General features: G+C 58.3%; 18 protein-coding genes. 14 read left to right on the forward strand and 4 right to left on the reverse strand.

Annotated features, from left to right (window positions below):
• Positions 1 to 137 precede the first annotated feature (137 nt).
• The 10 genes from hpaG (at position 138) to GYRE_RS01435 (ending at position 10,276) form a co-directional block, all read left to right on the forward strand.
• A complete protein-coding gene (hpaG, locus tag GYRE_RS01390; protein ID WP_006816972.1) occupies positions 138 to 1,439 on the forward strand; it encodes a 4-hydroxyphenylacetate degradation bifunctional isomerase/decarboxylase in 1,302 nt (433 codons plus the stop codon).
• Positions 1,436 to 2,902: a 5-carboxymethyl-2-hydroxymuconate semialdehyde dehydrogenase gene (hpaE, locus tag GYRE_RS01395; protein ID WP_038252381.1), complete on the forward strand. Its 1,467-nt coding sequence runs from the start codon at positions 1,436 to 1,438 to the stop codon at positions 2,900 to 2,902. Before hpaG ends, hpaE begins: the two co-directional genes overlap by 4 nt.
• A 1-nt stretch (position 2,903) precedes the next feature.
• Positions 2,904 to 3,755 (forward strand): 3,4-dihydroxyphenylacetate 2,3-dioxygenase, encoded by an 852-nt coding sequence (gene hpaD, locus GYRE_RS01400; RefSeq protein WP_038252384.1) that lies wholly within the window; start codon positions 2,904 to 2,906, stop codon positions 3,753 to 3,755.
• A 9-nt stretch (positions 3,756 to 3,764) separates the two neighbouring features.
• Complete coding sequence (locus tag GYRE_RS01405) at positions 3,765 to 4,145, forward strand: 5-carboxymethyl-2-hydroxymuconate Delta-isomerase (RefSeq protein ID WP_006816969.1); 381 nt, start codon at positions 3,765 to 3,767, stop codon at positions 4,143 to 4,145.
• 11 nt (positions 4,146 to 4,156) lie between these two features.
• Positions 4,157 to 4,960: a 2-oxo-hept-4-ene-1,7-dioate hydratase gene (gene hpaH, locus GYRE_RS01410; RefSeq protein WP_006816968.1), complete on the forward strand. Its 804-nt coding sequence runs from the start codon at positions 4,157 to 4,159 to the stop codon at positions 4,958 to 4,960.
• A gap of 10 nt (positions 4,961 to 4,970) precedes the next feature.
• Positions 4,971 to 5,768: a 4-hydroxy-2-oxoheptanedioate aldolase gene (gene hpaI, locus GYRE_RS01415; RefSeq protein ID WP_006816967.1), complete on the forward strand. Its 798-nt coding sequence runs from the start codon at positions 4,971 to 4,973 to the stop codon at positions 5,766 to 5,768.
• Between the two features lie 21 nt (positions 5,769 to 5,789).
• On the forward strand, positions 5,790 to 7,142 hold the full coding sequence (gene hpaX, locus GYRE_RS01420; protein ID WP_038252387.1) for a 4-hydroxyphenylacetate permease: 1,353 nt from the start codon (positions 5,790 to 5,792) through the stop codon (positions 7,140 to 7,142).
• Between the two features lie 9 nt (positions 7,143 to 7,151).
• The gene (gene hpaA, locus GYRE_RS01425) at positions 7,152 to 8,042 is read left to right on the forward strand and encodes a 4-hydroxyphenylacetate catabolism regulatory protein HpaA (RefSeq protein WP_038252390.1); all 891 of its coding nucleotides are present in this window, start codon (positions 7,152 to 7,154) and stop codon (positions 8,040 to 8,042) included.
• Between the two features lie 139 nt (positions 8,043 to 8,181).
• Entirely contained in the window at positions 8,182 to 9,744 is a 1,563-nt protein-coding gene (gene hpaB / locus GYRE_RS01430; protein WP_006816964.1) for a 4-hydroxyphenylacetate 3-monooxygenase, oxygenase component, read from the forward strand.
• 19 nt (positions 9,745 to 9,763) lie between these two features.
• The gene (locus tag GYRE_RS01435) at positions 9,764 to 10,276 is read left to right on the forward strand and encodes a 4-hydroxyphenylacetate 3-monooxygenase reductase subunit (protein WP_038252394.1); all 513 of its coding nucleotides are present in this window, start codon (positions 9,764 to 9,766) and stop codon (positions 10,274 to 10,276) included.
• 30 nt (positions 10,277 to 10,306) lie between these two features.
• On the opposite strand, the gene GYRE_RS01440 is transcribed toward GYRE_RS01435, so the two are convergent.
• From GYRE_RS01440 to GYRE_RS23350, 4 genes are all read right to left on the reverse strand, one after another.
• Complete coding sequence (locus GYRE_RS01440) at positions 10,307 to 11,380, reverse strand: DUF2955 domain-containing protein (protein WP_038252397.1); 1,074 nt, start codon at positions 11,378 to 11,380, stop codon at positions 10,307 to 10,309.
• Positions 11,370 to 12,437 carry an HlyD family secretion protein gene (locus GYRE_RS01445; RefSeq protein WP_038252399.1) on the reverse strand — a complete coding sequence of 356 codons (1,068 nt, stop codon included), beginning with the start codon at positions 12,435 to 12,437 and terminating at the stop codon, positions 11,370 to 11,372. The genes GYRE_RS01440 and GYRE_RS01445 overlap by 11 nt, the downstream gene beginning before the upstream one ends.
• Before the next feature lie 7 nt (positions 12,438 to 12,444).
• Positions 12,445 to 12,909 (reverse strand): MarR family winged helix-turn-helix transcriptional regulator, encoded by a 465-nt coding sequence (locus tag GYRE_RS01450; RefSeq protein WP_006816960.1) that lies wholly within the window; start codon positions 12,907 to 12,909, stop codon positions 12,445 to 12,447.
• 148 nt (positions 12,910 to 13,057) lie between these two features.
• Complete coding sequence (locus tag GYRE_RS23350; protein WP_072009025.1) at positions 13,058 to 13,222, reverse strand: DUF1127 domain-containing protein; 165 nt, start codon at positions 13,220 to 13,222, stop codon at positions 13,058 to 13,060.
• A gap of 176 nt (positions 13,223 to 13,398) precedes the next feature.
• Here GYRE_RS23350 and GYRE_RS01455 point away from each other — a divergent pair, with 176 nt between their 5' ends.
• The 4 genes from GYRE_RS01455 to GYRE_RS01470 all read left to right on the forward strand — a co-directional run bounded on the left by GYRE_RS01455 (position 13,399) and on the right by GYRE_RS01470 (position 18,773).
• The gene (locus GYRE_RS01455; protein ID WP_038252403.1) at positions 13,399 to 14,811 is read left to right on the forward strand and encodes an aminotransferase-like domain-containing protein; all 1,413 of its coding nucleotides are present in this window, start codon (positions 13,399 to 13,401) and stop codon (positions 14,809 to 14,811) included.
• 102 nt (positions 14,812 to 14,913) lie between these two features.
• A complete protein-coding gene (gene dagR, locus GYRE_RS01460; RefSeq protein WP_038252405.1) occupies positions 14,914 to 17,709 on the forward strand; it encodes a transcriptional regulator DagR in 2,796 nt (931 codons plus the stop codon).
• A 131-nt stretch (positions 17,710 to 17,840) separates the two neighbouring features.
• Positions 17,841 to 18,275, forward strand: coding sequence for a PTS sugar transporter subunit IIA (locus GYRE_RS01465; RefSeq protein WP_038252407.1), 435 nt, complete (start codon positions 17,841 to 17,843; stop codon positions 18,273 to 18,275).
• 12 nt (positions 18,276 to 18,287) lie between these two features.
• Complete coding sequence (locus tag GYRE_RS01470; protein WP_006816955.1) at positions 18,288 to 18,773, forward strand: PTS sugar transporter subunit IIB; 486 nt, start codon at positions 18,288 to 18,290, stop codon at positions 18,771 to 18,773.
• The last annotated feature ends 2 nt before the right edge of the window (positions 18,774 to 18,775 follow it).

The following is an 18,775-nucleotide window of genomic DNA, read 5'->3' on the forward strand; positions in this document are numbered from 1 at the left end:
ATATTTTAAATAAATGTAAAATTATCGTTAATTAGATCACAAATCATTCACCAAAATTTGCCAAACATCCCCCAGCAGCATAAAAGATGATCATTAACATATTAATGAAATCCCACAGCGGATCTGAGGAGTGGTGAATGAAAGGCACTGTTTTCGCCGTTGCGCTCAACCATCGCAGCCAAATCGACGCCTGGCACCAGGCATTCCAGCAAGCCCCCTACAACACACCACCGAAAACGGCGGTGTGGTTTATTAAGCCGCGCAACACCGTGATCCGTGACGGTGAGGCCATCCCTCACCCGGAAGAAGAAACGCTGCTGAGCGGGGCTACGGTGGCGCTTGTCGTGGGTAAAACAGCAAGCCGCGTCAGCGTGGCGGAAGCCGCAGACTATATCGCCGGTTTTGCACTGGCAAACGAGGTCAGTCTGCCGGAAGAGAGCTTTTATCGCCCGGCTATCAAAGCCAAGTGCCGCGATGGCTTCTGCCCGTTGGGGGAGCTGGTTCCGCTCAGCCACGTCGATAATCTGACTATCATCACCGACATCAACGGCCGCGAGGCAGACCGCTGGAGCACCGCCGATTTACAACGTAGCGCCGCCGAGCTGCTCTGCGCGTTGAGTGAATTCGCTACGCTGCAGCCCGGCGACGTCATTCTGCTGGGTACGCCACAGCAGCGGGTCACGCTTCAGCCAGGAGACCACGTCCGCGTTCTCGCTGAAGGTTTTCCGCCACTTGAAAACCGCGTGGTCGCCGAGCGCGATATCACTGAAACTCGCACCTTTTCGCCGCAGCCACACCCGCACGGCACGCTGTTCGCGCTGGGTCTCAACTATGCCGATCACGCCAGTGAACTGGACTTTAAGCCGCCGGAAGAGCCACTGGTATTCATCAAAGCGGCCAACTCGTTCACCGGCGATAAGCAAACGTCGGTGCGCCCGGACAACGTCGAGTACATGCACTACGAGGCCGAGCTGGTGGTGGTGATTGGCAAAACCGCCCGCAAGGTGAGCCGTGAAACGGCGATGGACTACGTGGCGGGCTACACCCTCTGCAACGACTACGCCATTCGCGACTATCTCGAGAACTACTACCGCCCAAATCTGCGGGTCAAAAGCCGCGACACCCTGACCCCGATAGCCCCATGGATTGTTGATAAGTCCGCTATTCCCGATCCGCACAACCTGACGCTGCGCACCTGGGTTAACGGCGAGCTACGCCAGCAGGGCACCACCGCCGACCTGATTTTCGACGTGCCGTTTCTTATCGAATATCTGAGCAGTTTCATGACGTTGCACCCCGGCGACATGATTGCGACCGGTACACCAAAAGGATTATCAGACGTGGTTCCGGGCGATGAAGTGGTGGTGGAAGTGGAAGGGGTGGGCCGCCTGGTTAACCGCATTGTCAGTCAGCAGGAGCATGAGGAGATGCTGAAATGAAAAAGATAAATCACTGGATTAACGGTAAAAACGTCGCCGGCAACGACTATTTCCACACCACCAACCCGGCAACCGGGGAAGTCCTGGCGGAAGTGGCCTCCGGCACCGAAGCGGAGGTGCAGCAGGCGGTGGCGGCCGCGAAAGAGGCGTTCCCAAAGTGGGCCAACCTGCCGATGAAAGAGCGCGCGCGCCTGATGCGCCGCCTTGGCGACCTGATTGACCAGAACGTGCCGAAAATCGCCGCGATGGAAACTGCCGATACCGGCCTGCCCATCCACCAGACCAAAAACGTGCTGATCCCGCGCGCCTCGCACAACTTCGAGTTCTTCGCCGAAGTGTGCCAGCAGATGAACGGCAAAACCTACCCGGTCGACGACAAAATGCTCAACTACACCCTGGTGCAGCCAGTTGGGGTGTGCGCGCTGGTGTCGCCGTGGAACGTGCCGTTTATGACCGCCACGTGGAAAGTCGCGCCGTGCCTGGCGCTGGGTAACACCGCCGTGCTGAAGATGTCAGAGCTTTCCCCACTGACCGCCGATCGCCTGGGCGAGCTGGCGCTGGAGGCCGGGATCCCGGCAGGCGTGCTCAACGTGGTGCAGGGTTACGGCTCTACCGCGGGCGATGCGCTGGTGCGTCATCACGACGTGCGCGCCGTGTCGTTCACCGGCGGCACCGCCACCGGGCGCAACATCATGAAAAACGCCGGGCTGAAGAAGTACTCGATGGAGCTTGGCGGTAAGTCACCGGTGCTGATTTTTGAAGATGCCGATATCGAACGCGCCCTTGATGCCGCACTGTTCACCATCTTCTCTATCAACGGTGAGCGCTGTACCGCCGGTTCCCGCATCTTCATTCAGCAGAGCATTTATCCGGAGTTTGTTAAACGATTTGCCGAGCGCGCCAACCGCCTGCGTGTCGGCGATCCGACCGACCCAAACACCCAGGTCGGCGCACTCATCAGCCTTCAGCACTGGGAAAAAGTCTCCGGCTATATCCGCCTCGGCATTGAAGAAGGTGCCACCCTGCTGGCGGGCGGCCCGGATAAACCTTCCGACCTGCCTGCACACCTGAGAAACGGCAACTTCCTGCGCCCAACGGTACTCGCCGACGTCGATAACCGTATGCGCGTGGCGCAGGAGGAGATCTTCGGACCAGTAGCCTGCCTGCTGCCGTTCAAGGACGAAGCGGAAGGTCTGCGGCTTGCCAACGACGTTGAGTACGGCCTTGCCTCTTACATCTGGACCCAGGACGTCAGCAAAGTCCTGCGTCTGGCGCGCAACATCGAGGCGGGCATGGTGTTTGTCAACACCCAGAACGTACGCGACCTGCGCCAGCCGTTCGGCGGCGTGAAGGCCTCCGGTACCGGCCGTGAAGGCGGCGAGTACAGCTTTGAAGTGTTCGCGGAAATGAAGAACGTCTGCATTTCCATGGGCGACCATCCGATCCCGAAATGGGGAGTCTGATATGGGCAAGTTAGCGTTAGCGGCAAAAATCACCCACGTTCCATCGATGTATCTGTCTGAGCTGCCGGGGAAAAACCACGGCTGCCGCCAGTCCGCCATCGACGGGCATAAAGAAATTGGCAAGCGCTGCCGCGAGATGGGCGTCGATACCATTATCGTATTCGACACCCACTGGCTGGTGAACAGCGCCTACCACATCAACTGTGCGGACCATTTTGCTGGCGTCTACACCAGCAACGAGCTGCCACATTTTATTCGCGATATGACCTACGAATACGACGGCAACCCGGCGCTCGGCCAGCTGATTGCCGACGAAGCGGTGAAGCTTGGGGTGCGCGCCAAGGCGCATAACATCCCAAGCCTGAAGCTGGAGTACGGCACGCTGGTGCCAATGCGCTATATGAACAGCGACCGACACTTCAAGGTGATCTCTATTTCGGCGTTCTGCACCGTTCACGACTTCGCCGACAGCCGCAAGCTTGGTCAGGCGATCCTGAAGGCGATTGCCGCCTACGACGGCACCGTCGCGGTACTCGCCAGCGGCTCGCTCTCCCACCGCTTCATTGACGATCAGCGGGCGGAAGAAGGTATGAACAGCTACACCCGCGAGTTCGACCGCCAGATGGATGAACGGGTGGTGAAGCTGTGGCGTGAAGGCCAGTTCAAAGAGTTTTGCAACATGCTGCCGGAGTACGCCGACTACTGCTACGGCGAAGGCAATATGCACGACACCGTGATGCTGCTCGGGATGCTCGGCTGGGATAAATACGACGGCAAGGTGGAGTTCATCACCGACCTGTTCCCAAGCTCCGGCACCGGCCAGGTGAACGCCGTGTTCCCGCTGCCCGCGTAAGGAAAAATCATGCCGCATTTTATTGCTGAATGTACCGACAACATCCGCGAGCAGGCCGACTTACCGGGCCTGTTCGCGAAGGTTAACGCGGAACTTGCCGCCACCGGCATCTTCCCCATCGGCGGCATCCGTAGCCGGGCGCTATGGCTGGACACCTGGCAGATGGCCGACGGTCAGCACGACTACGCCTTCGTTCATATGACGCTGAAAATTGGCGCCGGGCGCAGCCTGGAGAGTCGGGAAGCCGTGGGTGAAGCGCTGTTTGCGCTGATTAAACACCATTTCGCCGCCCTGATGGAAAGCCGCTATCTGGCGCTCTCTTTCGAAATAGAAGAGCTGCACCCGACGCTGAACTTCAAACAAAACAACGTGCACGCGTTATTTCGCTAAGGCCACCCGCTATGCTCGATAAATCAACCCATACCCTGATTGCTCATCGTCTGCATCAGGCGGAACAGACCCGCGAGCAGATCCGGCAGATCTCGCTCGACTACCCGACGATCGCCATTGAAGACGCCTACGCCATTCAACGCGAATGGGTGAGTCTGAAAATCGCCGAAGGCCGCGTGCTGAAAGGGCACAAGATTGGCCTCACCTCAAAGGCGATGCAGGCCAGCTCGCAGATTAGTGAACCCGACTACGGCGCGCTGCTGGACGATATGTTTTTCCATGATGGCAGCGATATCCCAACCGATCGCTTCATCGTTCCACGTATTGAAGTCGAGCTGGCCTTCGTGCTGGCAAAACCATTGCGCGGCCCGAACTGTACGCTGTTCGACGTCTACAACGCCACCGACTATGTGATCCCGGCGCTGGAGCTTATCGATGCCCGCTGCCACAACAACGATCCCGAGACCCAGCGTCCGCGCAAAGTGTTCGACACCATTTCCGATAACGCCGCCAACGCGGGGGTGATCCTCGGCGGCCGCCCGATCAAGCCCGACGAGCTGGATCTGCGCTGGATCTCCGCCCTGCTCTATCGCAACGGGGTGATTGAAGAGACCGGCGTCGCGGCAGGCGTGTTGAATCATCCGGCAAACGGCGTGGCGTGGCTGGCGAATAAGCTAGCCCCATACGATGTACAGCTGGAAGCGGGGCAGATAATCCTCGGCGGTTCGTTCACTCGCCCGGTGGCGGCGCGCAAGGGCGACACCTTCCACGTTGACTACGGCAATATGGGCGCCATCAGCTGCCGCTTTGTGTAAGGAGAAGACGATGCAAAACGTATTCAAAGAGGCACTGAAAGCGGGTAAACCGCAGATTGGCCTGTGGCTGGGATTATGCAGCAGTTATAGCGCCGAACTGCTGGCCAACAGTGGTTTTGACTGGCTGCTGATAGACGGCGAGCACGCGCCGAACAACGTTCAGACGGTGCTGACCCAGCTACAGGCAATTGCGCCGTATCGTAGCCAGCCGGTAGTTCGCCCGTCGTGGAACGACCCCGTGCAAATCAAACAGTTGCTGGATATTGGTGCGCAAACCCTGCTGGTGCCGATGGTACAGAACGCCGATGAAGCCCGGCTGGCGGTGAAAGCCACCCGCTATCCGCCGCAGGGCATTCGCGGCGTCGGCAGCGCGCTGGCCCGCGCCTCACGCTGGAACCGCATCCCGGATTACCTGCAACAGGCCAACGATGCCATGTGCGTGCTGGTGCAAATCGAGACCCGTGAGGCGCTGAAAAACCTGCCGCACATTCTCGAAGTGGAAGGCGTCGACGGCGTATTCATTGGCCCGGCGGACCTGAGCGCCGACATGGGTTTCGCCGGAAACCCGCAGCACCCCGAGGTCCAGGCCGCTATTGAACAGGCCATCACGCAAATCCGCGAAGCCGGAAAAGCGCCGGGCATTTTGATGGCGAATGAAGACCTCGCCAAACGTTATCTCGAACGTGGCGCGCTGTTCGTCGCCGTCGGGGTGGACACCACCCTGCTCGCCCGCGCCGCCGACGCATTAGCGGCACGTTTTATCGATTCACCGGTTCCGTCAGTCAATAACAATAAATCCGTCTACTAACCGTAAGATGTGGAGCGCAACATGACGACCTCTACCCTGCAACCTGATGATAATAAAGCTGTTGAACATCGCGTGATCCAAAAGCTGTTCCGTCGTTTGATCGTGTTTCTCTTTATCCTGTTTGTCTTTTCGTTTCTCGACAGAATCAACATCGGCTTTGCCGGACTGACGATGGGCAAAGATCTGGGCCTGACGTCTACCATGTTTGGCCTCGCCGCCACGCTGTTTTACGTCACCTACGTGCTGTGCGGGATCCCCAGCAACATCATGCTGGCGAAAGTTGGCGCGCGCCGCTGGATTGCCGGGATTATGGTGGTGTGGGGCATTGCCTCTACCTGCACAATGTTCGCCACCAGCCCCGAAACGCTGTACGTATTGCGCATGCTGGTGGGTATCGCCGAGGCCGGATTCCTGCCGGGCATTCTGGTGTACCTCACCTGGTGGTTCCCGGCGTATTACCGCGCCCGCGCCAATGCGCTGTTTATGATTGCCATGCCGGTCACGATGATGCTGGGCTCGATCCTCTCGGGCTATATCCTGGCGCTCGACGGCCTGTGGAACCTGAAAGGCTGGCAGTGGCTGTTCTTGCTGGAAGGGCTGCCCTCTGTGGTGCTGGGTGTGGTGACCTGGTTTTTCCTGAACGACACTCCGGATCAGGCGACCTGGCTTAGCGACGAAGAGAAGCAGACGCTAAAGACGATGATCGCCCGCGAGCAGGAGGCGGTTTCTCCGCGCGCCTCAGCAGCACGATCCACCCTGCGCGAAGTGCTGACGCCCGCCGTGCTGCTCTATACGCTGGCCTATTTCTGCCTGACCAATACGCTTAGCGCTATCAATATCTGGACGCCGCAGATCCTGCAAAGCTTTAACACCGGCAGCAGCAACATTGTGATTGGCCTGCTGGCGGCTATTCCGCAGTTTTGCACCATCCTCGGGATGATCTGGTGGAGCCGCCGCTCTGACCGGTTAAAAGAGCGGAAAAAGCACACCATCCTGCCGTATCTGTTTGCGGCGGCGGGATGGCTGCTGGCATCGGCAACCGATCACAGCCTGATCCAGCTCTTTGGCATCATCATGGCCTCAACCGGATCGTTTACCGCTATGGCCATCTTCTGGACCACGCCGGATCAGGTTATCAGCCTGCGATCCCGCGCGGTGGCGCTGGCGGTGATCAACGCCATTGGTAACGTCGGATCCGCCGTCAGCCCGTTGCTGATTGGGATCCTGCGCGATGCCACCGGCAGCTTCAGTTCGGGCCTGTGGTTTGTCGCGGGGCTGCTGTTCGTTGGCGCACTGGTGCTGACGCGAATTCCCATGACCCAGCGGGAACACCGCGAAAACGCCGCCGGCATGGCGCCGCAAAAGATCCACTAAGGAGCGGGTATGTGTCAGCCGGGTATTGCCAATATCGATATCAGCAAAGAGTACGATGAAACGCTGGGCAGTGAAGACGTGCATTATCAGTCGTTTGCACGAATGGCCGAGTTTTTTGGCCGCGACATGCAGGCACATCGCCACGACCAGTTTTTTCAGATGCACTTTCTTGATACCGGGCAAATCGAGCTCCAGCTCGACGATCATCGCTACTCGGTGCAGGCGCCGCTGTTCGTCCTGACGCCGCCCTCGGTGCCGCACGCGTTTATCACCGAGTCCGACAGCGACGGCCACGTGCTGACGGTCCGCGAGGATCTGGTCTGGCCGCTGCTGGAGGTGCTCTACCCCGGCACGCGGGAGACCTTCGGCCTGCCGGGCATCTGCCTGTCGCTTGCCGACAAGCCGGAGGAGCTTGCGGCGCTGACGCATTACTGGCAATTGATTAAGCGGGAGTCCATCGCCGGGCTACCCGGGCGCGAGCACACGTTGGTGCTGCTGGCGCAGGCGGTGTTTACCCTGCTACTGCGAAACGCGAAGCTCGACGATCATGCTGCCAGCGGTATGCGCGGCGAGCTTCGCCTGTTCCAGCGCTTCACCCAACTTATCGACAGCCACTACCATCTGCACTGGACGGTGCCGGAATACGCCAACGAGCTGCATCTCACCGAGTCACGCCTGACCGACATCTGCCGCCGCTTCGCCAACCGCTCGCCGAAGCGCTTGATTTTCGATCGGCAAATGCGTGAAGCCAAACGCCTGCTGCTGTTTTCTGACAGCGCGGTGAATGAGATTGCCTGGCAGCTCGGGTTCAAAGATCCCGCCTATTTCGCCCGCTTTTTTAACCGCTTAGTGGGCTGTTCTCCGAGCGCGTATCGCGCCAGGAAAGTACCGGTGTCATAAACTTTATCGCCTGTCCGAAAAGTACCTGCTGTTGTCCCAAACGTCCCTTCACCTTCGCCGCACTTAACGCTTCAATTAAACAACAAAAACAAAACATAAATTTAACAACACAATTCCGAATACGAGTGAAGAGGTGAACATGAAACCTGAAGCATTCCGCGCTGACGCAAAGCGTCCGTTAACCGGCGAAGAGTACCTGAAGAGCCTGCAGGACGGGCGTGAAATCTACATTTACGGCGAGCGCGTGAAAGATGTCACCACGCATCCGGCATTCCGTAACGCTGCGGCATCCGTTGCTCAGCTGTACGATGCACTGCACAAACCAGAGCTTCAGGACACCCTGTGCTGGAACACCGACACCGGCAGCGGCGGCTACACCCACAAATTCTTCCGCGTGGCGAAAAGTGCCGACGACCTGCGCCAGCAGCGCGACGCCATCGCCGAGTGGTCACGCCTGAGCTACGGCTGGATGGGGCGCACCCCGGATTACAAAGCCGCCTTCGGCTGCGCGCTCGGCGCTAACCCGGCGTTCTACGGCCAGTTTGAGCAGAACGCCCGCAACTGGTACACCCGCATTCAGGAAACCGGCCTGTACTTCAACCACGCCATCGTCAACCCACCTATCGACCGCCACAAACCGGCGGACGAAGTGAAAGACGTTTACATCAAGCTTGAGAAAGAGACCGACGCCGGGATTATCGTCAGCGGTGCGAAGGTGGTGGCCACCAACTCAGCGCTGACCCACTACAACATGATTGGCTTTGGCTCGGCTCAGGTGATGGGCGAAAACCCGGACTTTGCGCTGATGTTCGTCGCGCCGATGGATGCCGACGGCGTGAAGCTTATCTCCCGCGCGTCCTACGAGATGGTCGCCGGGGCGACCGGTTCACCGTACGACTACCCGCTCAGCAGCCGCTTCGATGAAAACGACGCCATTCTGGTGATGGATAACGTGCTGATCCCGTGGGAAAACGTGCTGATTTATCGCGATTTTGACCGCTGCCGCCGCTGGACAATGGAAGGCGGTTTCGCCCGCATGTATCCGCTGCAGGCCTGCGTGCGCCTGGCGGTGAAGCTCGATTTCATCACCGCGCTGCTGAAAAAATCACTGGAGTGTACCGGCACCCTCGAATTCCGCGGCGTGCAGGCGGATCTCGGCGAAGTGGTGGCATGGCGCAATATGTTCTGGGCGCTGAGCGATTCGATGTGTGCCGAAGCCACTCCGTGGGTTAACGGTGCCTGGCTGCCTGATCACGCCGCGCTGCAAACCTACCGCGTGATGGCACCGATGGCTTACGCGAAAATCAAAAACATCATCGAGCGCAACGTGACGTCCGGGCTAATCTACCTGCCGTCCAGCGCCCGCGACCTGAATAATCCGCAGATTGACCAGTATCTGGCGAAATACGTGCGCGGCTCAAACGGCATGGATCACGTGGAACGCATCAAGATCCTGAAGCTGATGTGGGACGCCATCGGTAGCGAATTCGGCGGTCGCCATGAGCTGTACGAAATCAACTACTCCGGCAGCCAGGATGAGATTCGTCTGCAGTGTCTGCGCCAGGCGCAGAGCTCCGGCAATATGGACAAAATGATGGCCATGGTTGACCGCTGCCTGTCTGAATACGACCAGAACGGCTGGACGGTGCCGCATCTGCACAACAACACCGATATCAACATGCTGGATAAGCTGCTGAAGTAACAGCAGCGGGAGAAACAACATGCAACCTGATGAACAACGCCTGCGCTTTCGCGATGCTATGGCCAGCCTGTCGGCGGCGGTGAATATCATCACTACCGAAGGTGAAGCCGGACGCTGTGGTATTACCGCAACCGCCGTCTGTTCGGTAACCGACACCCCGCCGTCGCTGATGGTGTGCATCAACGCCAACAGCGCGATGAATCCGGTCTTTCAGGGCAATGGTCGGCTATGTGTGAACGTGCTGAATCACGAGCATGAGCTGATGGCCCGCCACTTTGCCGGGATGACCGGCATGGCGATGGAAGAGCGCTTCACCCTCTCCTGCTGGCAGAAAGGTGTGCTGGGGCAGCCGGTTCTCAAAGGTTCGCTTGCCAGTCTCGAAGGGGAAATCAGCCAGGTACAGACCATCGGCACGCATCTGGTCTATCTGGTCGAGATTAAAAACATCTTCCTGAGCCAGGACGGCCACGGTCTTATCTACTTCAAACGCCGTTTTCATCCGGTGATGATGGAACTCGAGGCCATCGCCTGAACCCCAGGGAGCCCGGCACGCCGGGCTCTTTCAGGCATTCGGGTTATTCACCACAAAACGGGTGGCGGCAAAGCAGTTGAGGATGCGGTGCAGCAGAAAAATAAGCGTCAGGGTGACCAACAGCGAGACCGTGACCGAGGTAATGCGGTACAAATCACTGAATACCAGATCCTGACTCGGACGCATATTTTGCCCGAACATGATGCCAATGGTGGTAATGCTGGCAAAACCGACCCCTGCCCCAACCTTTTCCATTACATGCAGCCGTGCGCTAAAGGCAAGCCCCAGGGCTATCAGCGGCATCATCAGCAGCATATGGCTGCTGTGATCGTAGAGCAGCAGCTGGATAAGCAGAATATACAGACACGCCAGCACCACGCCGACCACGCGCCACAGCGAGCTCAGCACCGCGCCGCGATAGTGCATCGGAAACAGGATCAGGATCCCCGCCATTAGCGCCGACAGCGAATCGCTGAGGTCACTTATCTGAAAGACGACGAAGATTATCGTCGCGACGGTACCGGAAAGTAGTGATTCATGGCGAACCCGGGCGGCGTTTTTCTCAATCAGCGGCGGCGGTTTTCGCGGTTCAACATCCGGGATGAGATGGTTCATCAGCGCGCTCAGCGCCACCGCCAGTACGCTCGCCTCCATATTGGAGAACAGCAGCGTGTGCCAGTTAGTGCTCGGATAGCTCATAAAGTTGAGCATCACGCTCTGGCACACCACGCCCATCGAACCGAACAAAAACAGCGGTCCTTTGCTCATAAAACGAAAACGCATCACGTACAGGCCAAAAACGACCAGCGTCATGATGGCCGGCCACTGCGCCAGAAAACCGACGATAATCACCATTTCGACGCAGTTCAGTGCCGCACTGAACACAAACTGCTTTGCCACGTGACGGTTAAACACCGGCACCAGCGAGAGCAGCATGATCGGGTAGACCACGTAAAAAACGCCGTACTGCACGTTGTAGAACGTCGAAATACTCAGCGCCAGCATGCCGGCAATCACGATGCGCAGCGTCTGGCGAAAGTCATTCCCGGTGTAAACGATGTTGTCGTGGGGCGTGAAGACCCGCGCCAGAGTGTTAATAGACATAATGCAGCAGGCTGACGAGGTGGATTTGCAGCCCCGAGAAGAAGCGGGCGAACGGACCGTCGCTGTTATACAACTGCACGGTGGCGCGAGCGCCGGTTGGCAGCTGATTTTCCAGCGGTTCGTCGAGAGCGACGTGAATACGCATCCGCTGTGCGTCACGCACCCAGCGATTAGACTGCTCCGGTTGCGACAGCTGACCGTTTACCGCCTGCTGCCCGGCGAGGATCCCGGCATCGCTGCTGGTAACGTGGGCGCTGAACACTTTCCCCGGCAGGGCATCAAACACCACCGCCGCATCGGTGCCTTCGCGGGTGTGGCGCAGGCTTTTCTCACGGAAGTCTGCCACGATGTCGGTATTGTGACTGACCAGCGCCAGCACCGCCGACCCCGCCGTGGCATACAGCCCTGGCGACAGCTGAAGATTACTTACCGTGCCGCTCGCTTCGGCGCGTACGGTGGTCCAGCCCAGCTCCAGCTCGGCCTGTTCCAGCGCATTCTGATACTTCTGCAGCGTCACGTTGCCACGCTCATTGCGGTCGCCGCGCTGAATTTGCAGGTTGTGAATACTGGCATTGAGCGCGCTGACCGACTGCTCGCTGGTCTGCCATGCGGTACGCACTTTATCGAGATCCTGCTGTGAAACGTTCTGCAGCGCACTCAGACGCTGATAGCGATCGAAGGTGACCTTATCGTTGCGGGCGGTGAGCTGGGCGGTTTTCAGGTTCGCCTGGGTCGCAGCAATTTGCGCATCAAGCTGCTGGTTGCCAAGCCTGGCCTGCGCCAGCGCGATGTGCGCGGCTTCCACTTTATTGCGAAACGGCGTCGGATCCAGTTCGTACAGCACATCTCCCTGCTTCACCTGGCTGTTGTTGTGCACATAGACCTGTGCCACGTAGCCCGACACCCGCGATGACACAGGCGTCACCACGCGCATCACCGTGGAGTCCGGCGTAAGCGGGATCCAGATATCGGCAAAGATAAAGTAGACAAACATCAGCAGGAAAGAGGCAATACTCACCCTTACCCAGCGGGCAAATTTTTGTTCTGGCGTCATCATGATTTTTTTAGATCTTATTTTCTTCTTCGCGGATAGTCCGCAGGTTGCAGGCGATTTGATTGAGGGTGTCGCTGAACTGCGCCATCTGGTCGGCAGGAATGTCCTGTGAAACCCGCTGCTGATAAGTTTCTATCACGCAGGTGAGCTTCTCCAGCACCGCCTGGCCTTCCGGGGTCAGCGTCAGCAGGCGAATACGCTTGTCGTACGGTGAGGTGACGCGCAGCAGGTATCCCTGTTTCTCCAGCTGCGATAGCGTGCGCATCAGCGGCGGTAATTCAATACCGTGCACTTCTGCCAGTTCGCTCACAGAGACATGATGGCCGAGCTGATGAAGCTGCATCAGCACCGTCCAGCTGGACTGCGTCAGGCCGGTGTCGGTAATGGCCTGATCGATAACCGCACGCCACAGGCGCACGACCATTGCCAGCCGCATGCCCATCGGTCTGCGGGTAAACAGCGCGTCTTCGCTCATGATTCCCCTCTCTTCAATACCCGATCACGATAATAGTTATCAGGGTAAGTATCAAGAAACAAAAAGGAGAACCGCAGGAAATGCGAAAAGGAAAATGGCGGGGAAAAGCGTTGCCGCCCGGCAGCCTGAGCGCCGCCGGGCGCAGTCCTTAACAAACATCATGCCGTGAAATGCCGATGTCTTTTAACTGCTCGTCGCTAAGACGGCTGAGCGCCCGGCGGGTTCTCCCCACTCGCCACCAGCTGGCGATGGCTCTGCCCAGCAACGTAAAGCCCATCCACGGCGCCCGGGCCCGGTTTTCGTGAAATTCCATGCTGCACCTCTGCTCTGTGAGTGAGGCTTTATCATCACGGAAATCGGGGTAAACAATACAGATTCAGAATCTACTTTTCTTTAACATACAGATCGTCTAAAACAATATCTGAACGGTGATTTCCTCCGCAATCTGTACTGGTTTACTTATCTGTATGACAAAAATAAGGATACAGCATGACCCGTTACCAACATCTGGCGAATCTGCTCGCCGAGCGGATTGAGCAAGGGCTGTATCGCCATGGAGAAAAGCTGCCTTCGGTACGCGCGCTAAGCCAGGAGCACGGCGTTAGCATCAGTACCGTCCAGCAGGCCTATCAGACGCTGGAGACACTGCAACTCATTACACCCCAGCCGCGCTCCGGCTACTTTGTTGCCCCACGTAAAGCACAGCCGCCGGTCCCGGCAATGTCGCGCCCGGTGCAGCGCCCGGTCGAAGTAACCCAGTGGGAACAGGTTTTAACGCTTCTGGGTGCCCGCAACGATAAGCAGGTGACCGCCTTCGGCGGCGGCTCTCCGGACGTCACCCAGCCCAGCCTTAAGCCGCTGTGGCGGGAGATGAGCCGCATCGTGCAGCACAACCCCAGCGATATACTCAGCTACGACGAACTCCCCGGCCGGCGTGAACTGCGCGAGCAGATTGCCCGGCTGGCGCTGGACGGCGGCACCGTTGTGACCGCTGACGACATTGTGGTGACGCACGGCTGCCACGCAGCGCTCTCTATCGCGCTGTTCTCAGTATGTAAGCCCGGCGATATCGTCGCGGTGGAATCACCGTCGTTCTACGGCACCATGCAGCTGCTGCGCGGTTTCAACATCAAAGCGATTGAAATTCCGACCGATCCACAAACCGGGATCAGCATTGAAGCGCTGGAGCTGGCGCTTGAGCAATGGCCGATTAAGGGCGTTATCCTGGTCCCCAACTGCAATAACCCGCTCGGTTTTATCATGCCGGATGAGCGTAAGCGCGCCATTCTCTCCCTCGCCCAGCGCCATGACATTGCCATCTTCGAAGACGATATCTACGGCGAGCTGGCGAACGACTACCCGCGCCCGCGCACTATCAAATCCTGGGACATCGACGGCCGCGTGCTGCTGTGCAGTTCGTTTACCAAAACCCTTGCCCCTGGCCTGCGGGTGGGCTGGATTGCCCCCGGACGCTATCTCGACCGGGTGCTGCACATGAAGTACGCCACCAGCGGTACCAACGTCCCTACCACGCAGCTGGCGGTCGCCTCGTTTATCCGCGAAGGGCACTATCATCGCCACGTGCGGCGGATGCGGCAGATTTATCAGAGCAACATGGAAACCTATACCTGTTGGGTGCGACAGTATTTTCCCTGCGGGATCTGCGTAACGCGTCCGCAGGGCGGGTTTTTGCTGTGGATTGAGCTGCCGGAGCACGTTGATATGGTCTGCGTCGCAAACCAGCTGTGTCGGCTGAAAATTCAAATTGCCCCCGGCTCGCTGTTCTCTGCCTCGGGTAAATACCGCAACTGCGTGCGGCTGAACTGCGCGCTGCCGCCGACGGAGCATCACCGGGAGGTGGTAAAACAGCTTGGTGAAGCCATCCAGATAGCGATGGAATAGCGCGTAACGGGCGCTTCGTCTCACAACTACGCACCGGGTCGCGTTCTCCGGCGGATATATAGTGTATGTTCTGCCTTAATGAGAATGACAAGTGGTAGAGCGATGAGACGTATAGAAGTAGTACTTCGCGAGCTGGAGCGGCTGACCCGAACGCTGAGCCAGGAGGATTTACGTAAGGCTCTGCCTTTCACCGCCGAGAGCATGGGATTCAACCTCGGTCTGGCGCGTAATTCGGTCAGCAAAGACCTTAACCAGCTGTGCTCCGACGGATTAGCCATCAAAAGCCGCGGACGACCGGTCTTTTTCGTCCACCGTGAGGCAATAGAAGCGCTGATTGGCCGTCGCCTGCCCGAGCACGAACGGGAAGTCCAGTCGCTCGCCGATCTGCTGCCTCCGCAGGTGGAAACCCAGGGCGATCCCTTCACGGCGCTCATCGGTCACGACCGCAGCCTGCGTGATGCGGTAGAGAAAGGCAAAGCGGCGGTGCTCTACCCCCATGGCCTGCACGTACTGCTGACCGGCCCTTCCGGCGTCGGGAAAACCTTTTTTGCCGAGCTGATGCACCGCTATGCCTGCAAGCATGCCGCGGCCCAGACACCGCCGCTGGTGTACTTCAACTGTGCCGAATACGCCAATAACCCCGAACTGCTCTCTTCGCATCTTTTCGGTCACCGTCAGGGGGCGTTTACCGGCGCCACCAGCGACAAAACCGGTCTGGTCGAGCAGGCCGACGGCGGTTTCTTACTGCTTGATGAAGTGCATCGTCTGCCTTATGAAGGTCAGGAGAAGCTCTTCTCCCTGCTCGATAAAGGGGAATACCGCCCGCTCGGATCCAGCGCCAGCGCGCGGCGGATCGCCGTACGGCTCATCTGCGCCACGACCGAATCACCGGGATCGGCGCTGCTGCGCACCTTCCAGCGTCGGATCCAGGTCAGTATCGATCTCCCGGGGATCCGCAGTCGCTCCATCGAGGAGCAGATCGAGCTGATCGTCGGTTTTCTGCAGCGTGAAAGCCGCAAGATTGAGCGCACCGTCAGCATCGATAAAACCCTGCTGCTGTGGCTGCTGAACAAGCCGCTGGAAGGCAACATCGGTCAGCTCAAAAGCGATATTCAGTTCCTCTGCGCCCAGGCGTGGGCTTCGGGAATGACCAGCCACAGCGATTCCCTGTGGCTCGACAAAAAGCTGGTCGAAGCCCCCTTCCATGCCACGCCCGAGCAGCGCCTGCGGGTCGATGCCCTGTTTAATGGCCAGACCCAGCTCGACGTTGACGCCCGCACCCTGCCGCAGTTGAAGACCTCGCTTGCCGCCGACGTTGATCCGCAGGAGAGCGACCTGTTTTACAGCTTCCTGACCCGCGAATACGTCAACCTGCGTAACAGTAACGTGCCTCCAGCCGAGACGCTCGCCATCCTCAAAAACAAGCTCAGCTCGATTTTTGAGTATGGCCTCTACAGCCGCGACAACAGCGGCCATCCGCCGCGCTACGCCTCTCAGCTTGAAGAGCGCGTGACGCTACTGATGGCAAGCGTTGAGCAGGTGCTGGGCTTCCCGCTGCCGGAAAACCTGGTCAACCCGCTGCGTAAGCACTTCCTGGCGCTCATCGGCTACGTCCAGCGCGGGCTTATCCCCCAGCTTTACTCCTCAAGCCTGATCCTCGATCGCTGCAAAGACGAGTACGAGAACGCTACCCTGCTGTGCCGCAAAATCAACGAGCTGCTGCACATTCAGTGCCCGGCAACGGAAGTGGTGTGGCTGTGCCTGTTCCTCAAAGAGTGCCGCCATTACCGGCAGCGTATTACCACCAGCCCGGACTGTGGCGCGATCCTGATTGCCCACGGCGCCACGACCGCCACCAGCATGGCGCAGTACGTTAACCGGGTACTGGAGCGCGATATTTTTCATGCCATCGATATGCCCTTCGAGCAGTCGGTGCACGACACGCTGGAACGGCTCACGCAGACCATTGAAAGCCACGGCTGGCAGCGGCTTATCCTGATGGTCGATATCGGCTCGTTGGTGCATTTCGGTAGCACTATCAGCAAGCTGTTCCAGATAGACGTTCTGCTCCTGCCCAACATCAACCTCACCAGTCTGCTGGAGACGGGGCTGGATTTGAATTATGAAACCAGCGATCTGCCCGCGCTTGCCGAGCTGATGCAGACCAAGGGGATCCCCTGCCAGCTGTGTACCCCGCAGCAGGATAGCGCCGGGAAGGTGCTGGTCGTCTCCTGCATCACCGGAATGGGCACCGCCGAGAAAATCAAAAAGGTGCTGGAAGAGAGCTTTGGCGAGCTGATGGCTAACGACACCCGCATGCTTATTCTCGACTACAACGACGTGCGCAGCCCGGAGCGCGTGCAACAGGCGCTGAATCCGCATGAGCGCGTGGTGGGAATCGTCGGAACCTTCCAGCCAGGCCTGCCGGATATTCCGTTTATCTCGCTGGAAGAGCTTTTCTCTGAGCAAGGTCCCGAGCTGGTGCTGAGCCTGCTAACACCGGACCTCTCAAGCGCAGAACGGCGGCTGGAGATGGAGCGCAGCGCCTCGCGCTTTATCAGCGCGCTGACCATGGAAAGCATCATCAACCATATTTCGGTGCTCAACCCGCAGCGCATTCTTACCGAAATGGAGGGCGTGCTGGGCCATCTTCGCACCACGCTTGGTCTCTCTCCCAGCCGTCAGGTGACACTACGCTTTCTTATCCACTGCTGCTGCATGGTTGAGCGTATCGTTATCAACCGTAAACCGTTACAGATGGCGCTGGAGATGAAGCCAGAAATGGACTCCCGCGCCTTTAGTGTCATCAAATCGGCGTTTGGACCGGTGGAAGAGGCTTATGCCATCCGTCTTTCCGATGCCGAATACATTTATATTTACGAACTCCTGTACGGTTAAACCCCTGTCTGGCCGCCGGGTTGCGCCTTCGCTACCCGGCCTCACCCCCGCGTCCCACCTGGCGTGACACTAATTCTGGCACAGAGCTTGCTCTATCTAACGCGTAACCAGAACCGTGCCAGGAGGCCATTTTGACATCGACTGTATCCACTTCAACGCAACCCTGCATTCTGCTGCTGACCCATGGCGGCTGGGGCGAGCATCTTTGCAACAGCCTGCGCATGGTGATGGGTGAAATCGACGACGTGCAGGAAATTGCGCTGATGCCGGTTGATACCCTCGGAGAGTTTTACCAGCGCGTTGAAGCGGTGGTGAAAACCCTGCCGGAAGGATCGCTCATCCTGACGGATTTTATTGGCGGCACAACGTCTAACGTCGCCGCCCGACTGAGCGCAGATTACCCGGTGGCGGTGATTTCAGGCCTTAACGCCTCGCTGCTGCTGGAAGCGCTCGACAAGCGTGAGCAGGGTCTTTTGACCGACTGCGTTAGCGAACTGGTGGAAGCCGGACGCAGCAGCTGCCGCGACGTTGTCGCCCACGTTCGTCAATTACAACAACCACAATAAGGAATAAATATCATGGCAAACATCGTCTTATGCCGCATCGACAGCCGCCTCATTCACGGTCAGGTCGTTACTAAGTGGGTAGGCCAGTCGCAGGCAAACCGCATTGTGGTGGTCAGCGATGAACTGGACGCCGATCCGTTCATGAAAAACATCTATCTGATGGCCGCGCCGCCGAGCATCAAAGTGGACTGCTACGGCAACGAAAGCTTCGCCGCAGCGTGGAAGGAAAATCAGCTCGGCGATGGCAAAGTGCTGGTGCTGTTCCCTTCCCTCGCCGCCATTCAGCAGGCCGTTGAGCTTGGTTTTGAGATTAACAACATCCAAGTTGGCGGACTCGGTGGCGGTCCAAACCGCAAAGCGGTGTTCCAGAACATCACACTTGATGACAAAGACGTGGGCATTCTTAACGCACTGAAAGACCGTGGTATTCAGGTATTTTTCCAGACCATCCCGGAAGACAAACCGCAGTCTCTGGACGATATCCTGAAAAAATTCTAACT

Origin of the sequence: Yokenella regensburgei ATCC 49455, assembly GCF_000735455.1 — a bacterium.
Lineage (GTDB): Bacteria > Pseudomonadota > Gammaproteobacteria > Enterobacterales > Enterobacteriaceae > Yokenella > Yokenella regensburgei.

Excerpts from the sequence above, each read along its gene's own strand:
- hpaD (WP_038252384.1), top strand. The coding sequence starts at position 2,904 with ATGGGCAAGTTAGCGTTAGCGGCAAAAATCACCCACGTTCCATCGATG.
- hpaE (WP_038252381.1), top strand. The coding sequence starts at position 1,436 with ATGAAAAAGATAAATCACTGGATTAACGGTAAAAACGTCGCCGGCAAC.
- hpaI (WP_006816967.1), top strand. The coding sequence starts at position 4,971 with ATGCAAAACGTATTCAAAGAGGCACTGAAAGCGGGTAAACCGCAGATT.
- GYRE_RS23350 (WP_072009025.1), bottom strand. The coding sequence starts at position 13,222 with ATGGAATTTCACGAAAACCGGGCCCGGGCGCCGTGGATGGGCTTTACG.
- hpaB (WP_006816964.1), top strand. The coding sequence starts at position 8,182 with ATGAAACCTGAAGCATTCCGCGCTGACGCAAAGCGTCCGTTAACCGGC.
- GYRE_RS01455 (WP_038252403.1), top strand. The coding sequence starts at position 13,399 with ATGACCCGTTACCAACATCTGGCGAATCTGCTCGCCGAGCGGATTGAG.
- GYRE_RS01435 (WP_038252394.1), top strand. The coding sequence starts at position 9,764 with ATGCAACCTGATGAACAACGCCTGCGCTTTCGCGATGCTATGGCCAGC.
- GYRE_RS01450 (WP_006816960.1), bottom strand. The coding sequence starts at position 12,909 with ATGAGCGAAGACGCGCTGTTTACCCGCAGACCGATGGGCATGCGGCTG.
- GYRE_RS01440 (WP_038252397.1), bottom strand. The coding sequence starts at position 11,380 with ATGTCTATTAACACTCTGGCGCGGGTCTTCACGCCCCACGACAACATC.
- GYRE_RS01470 (WP_006816955.1), top strand. The coding sequence starts at position 18,288 with ATGGCAAACATCGTCTTATGCCGCATCGACAGCCGCCTCATTCACGGT.
- hpaA (WP_038252390.1), top strand. The coding sequence starts at position 7,152 with ATGTGTCAGCCGGGTATTGCCAATATCGATATCAGCAAAGAGTACGAT.
- hpaH (WP_006816968.1), top strand. The coding sequence starts at position 4,157 with ATGCTCGATAAATCAACCCATACCCTGATTGCTCATCGTCTGCATCAG.
- dagR (WP_038252405.1), top strand. The coding sequence starts at position 14,914 with ATGAGACGTATAGAAGTAGTACTTCGCGAGCTGGAGCGGCTGACCCGA.
- GYRE_RS01445 (WP_038252399.1), bottom strand. The coding sequence starts at position 12,437 with ATGATGACGCCAGAACAAAAATTTGCCCGCTGGGTAAGGGTGAGTATT.
- GYRE_RS01405 (WP_006816969.1), top strand. The coding sequence starts at position 3,765 with ATGCCGCATTTTATTGCTGAATGTACCGACAACATCCGCGAGCAGGCC.
- hpaX (WP_038252387.1), top strand. The coding sequence starts at position 5,790 with ATGACGACCTCTACCCTGCAACCTGATGATAATAAAGCTGTTGAACAT.
- hpaG (WP_006816972.1), top strand. The coding sequence starts at position 138 with ATGAAAGGCACTGTTTTCGCCGTTGCGCTCAACCATCGCAGCCAAATC.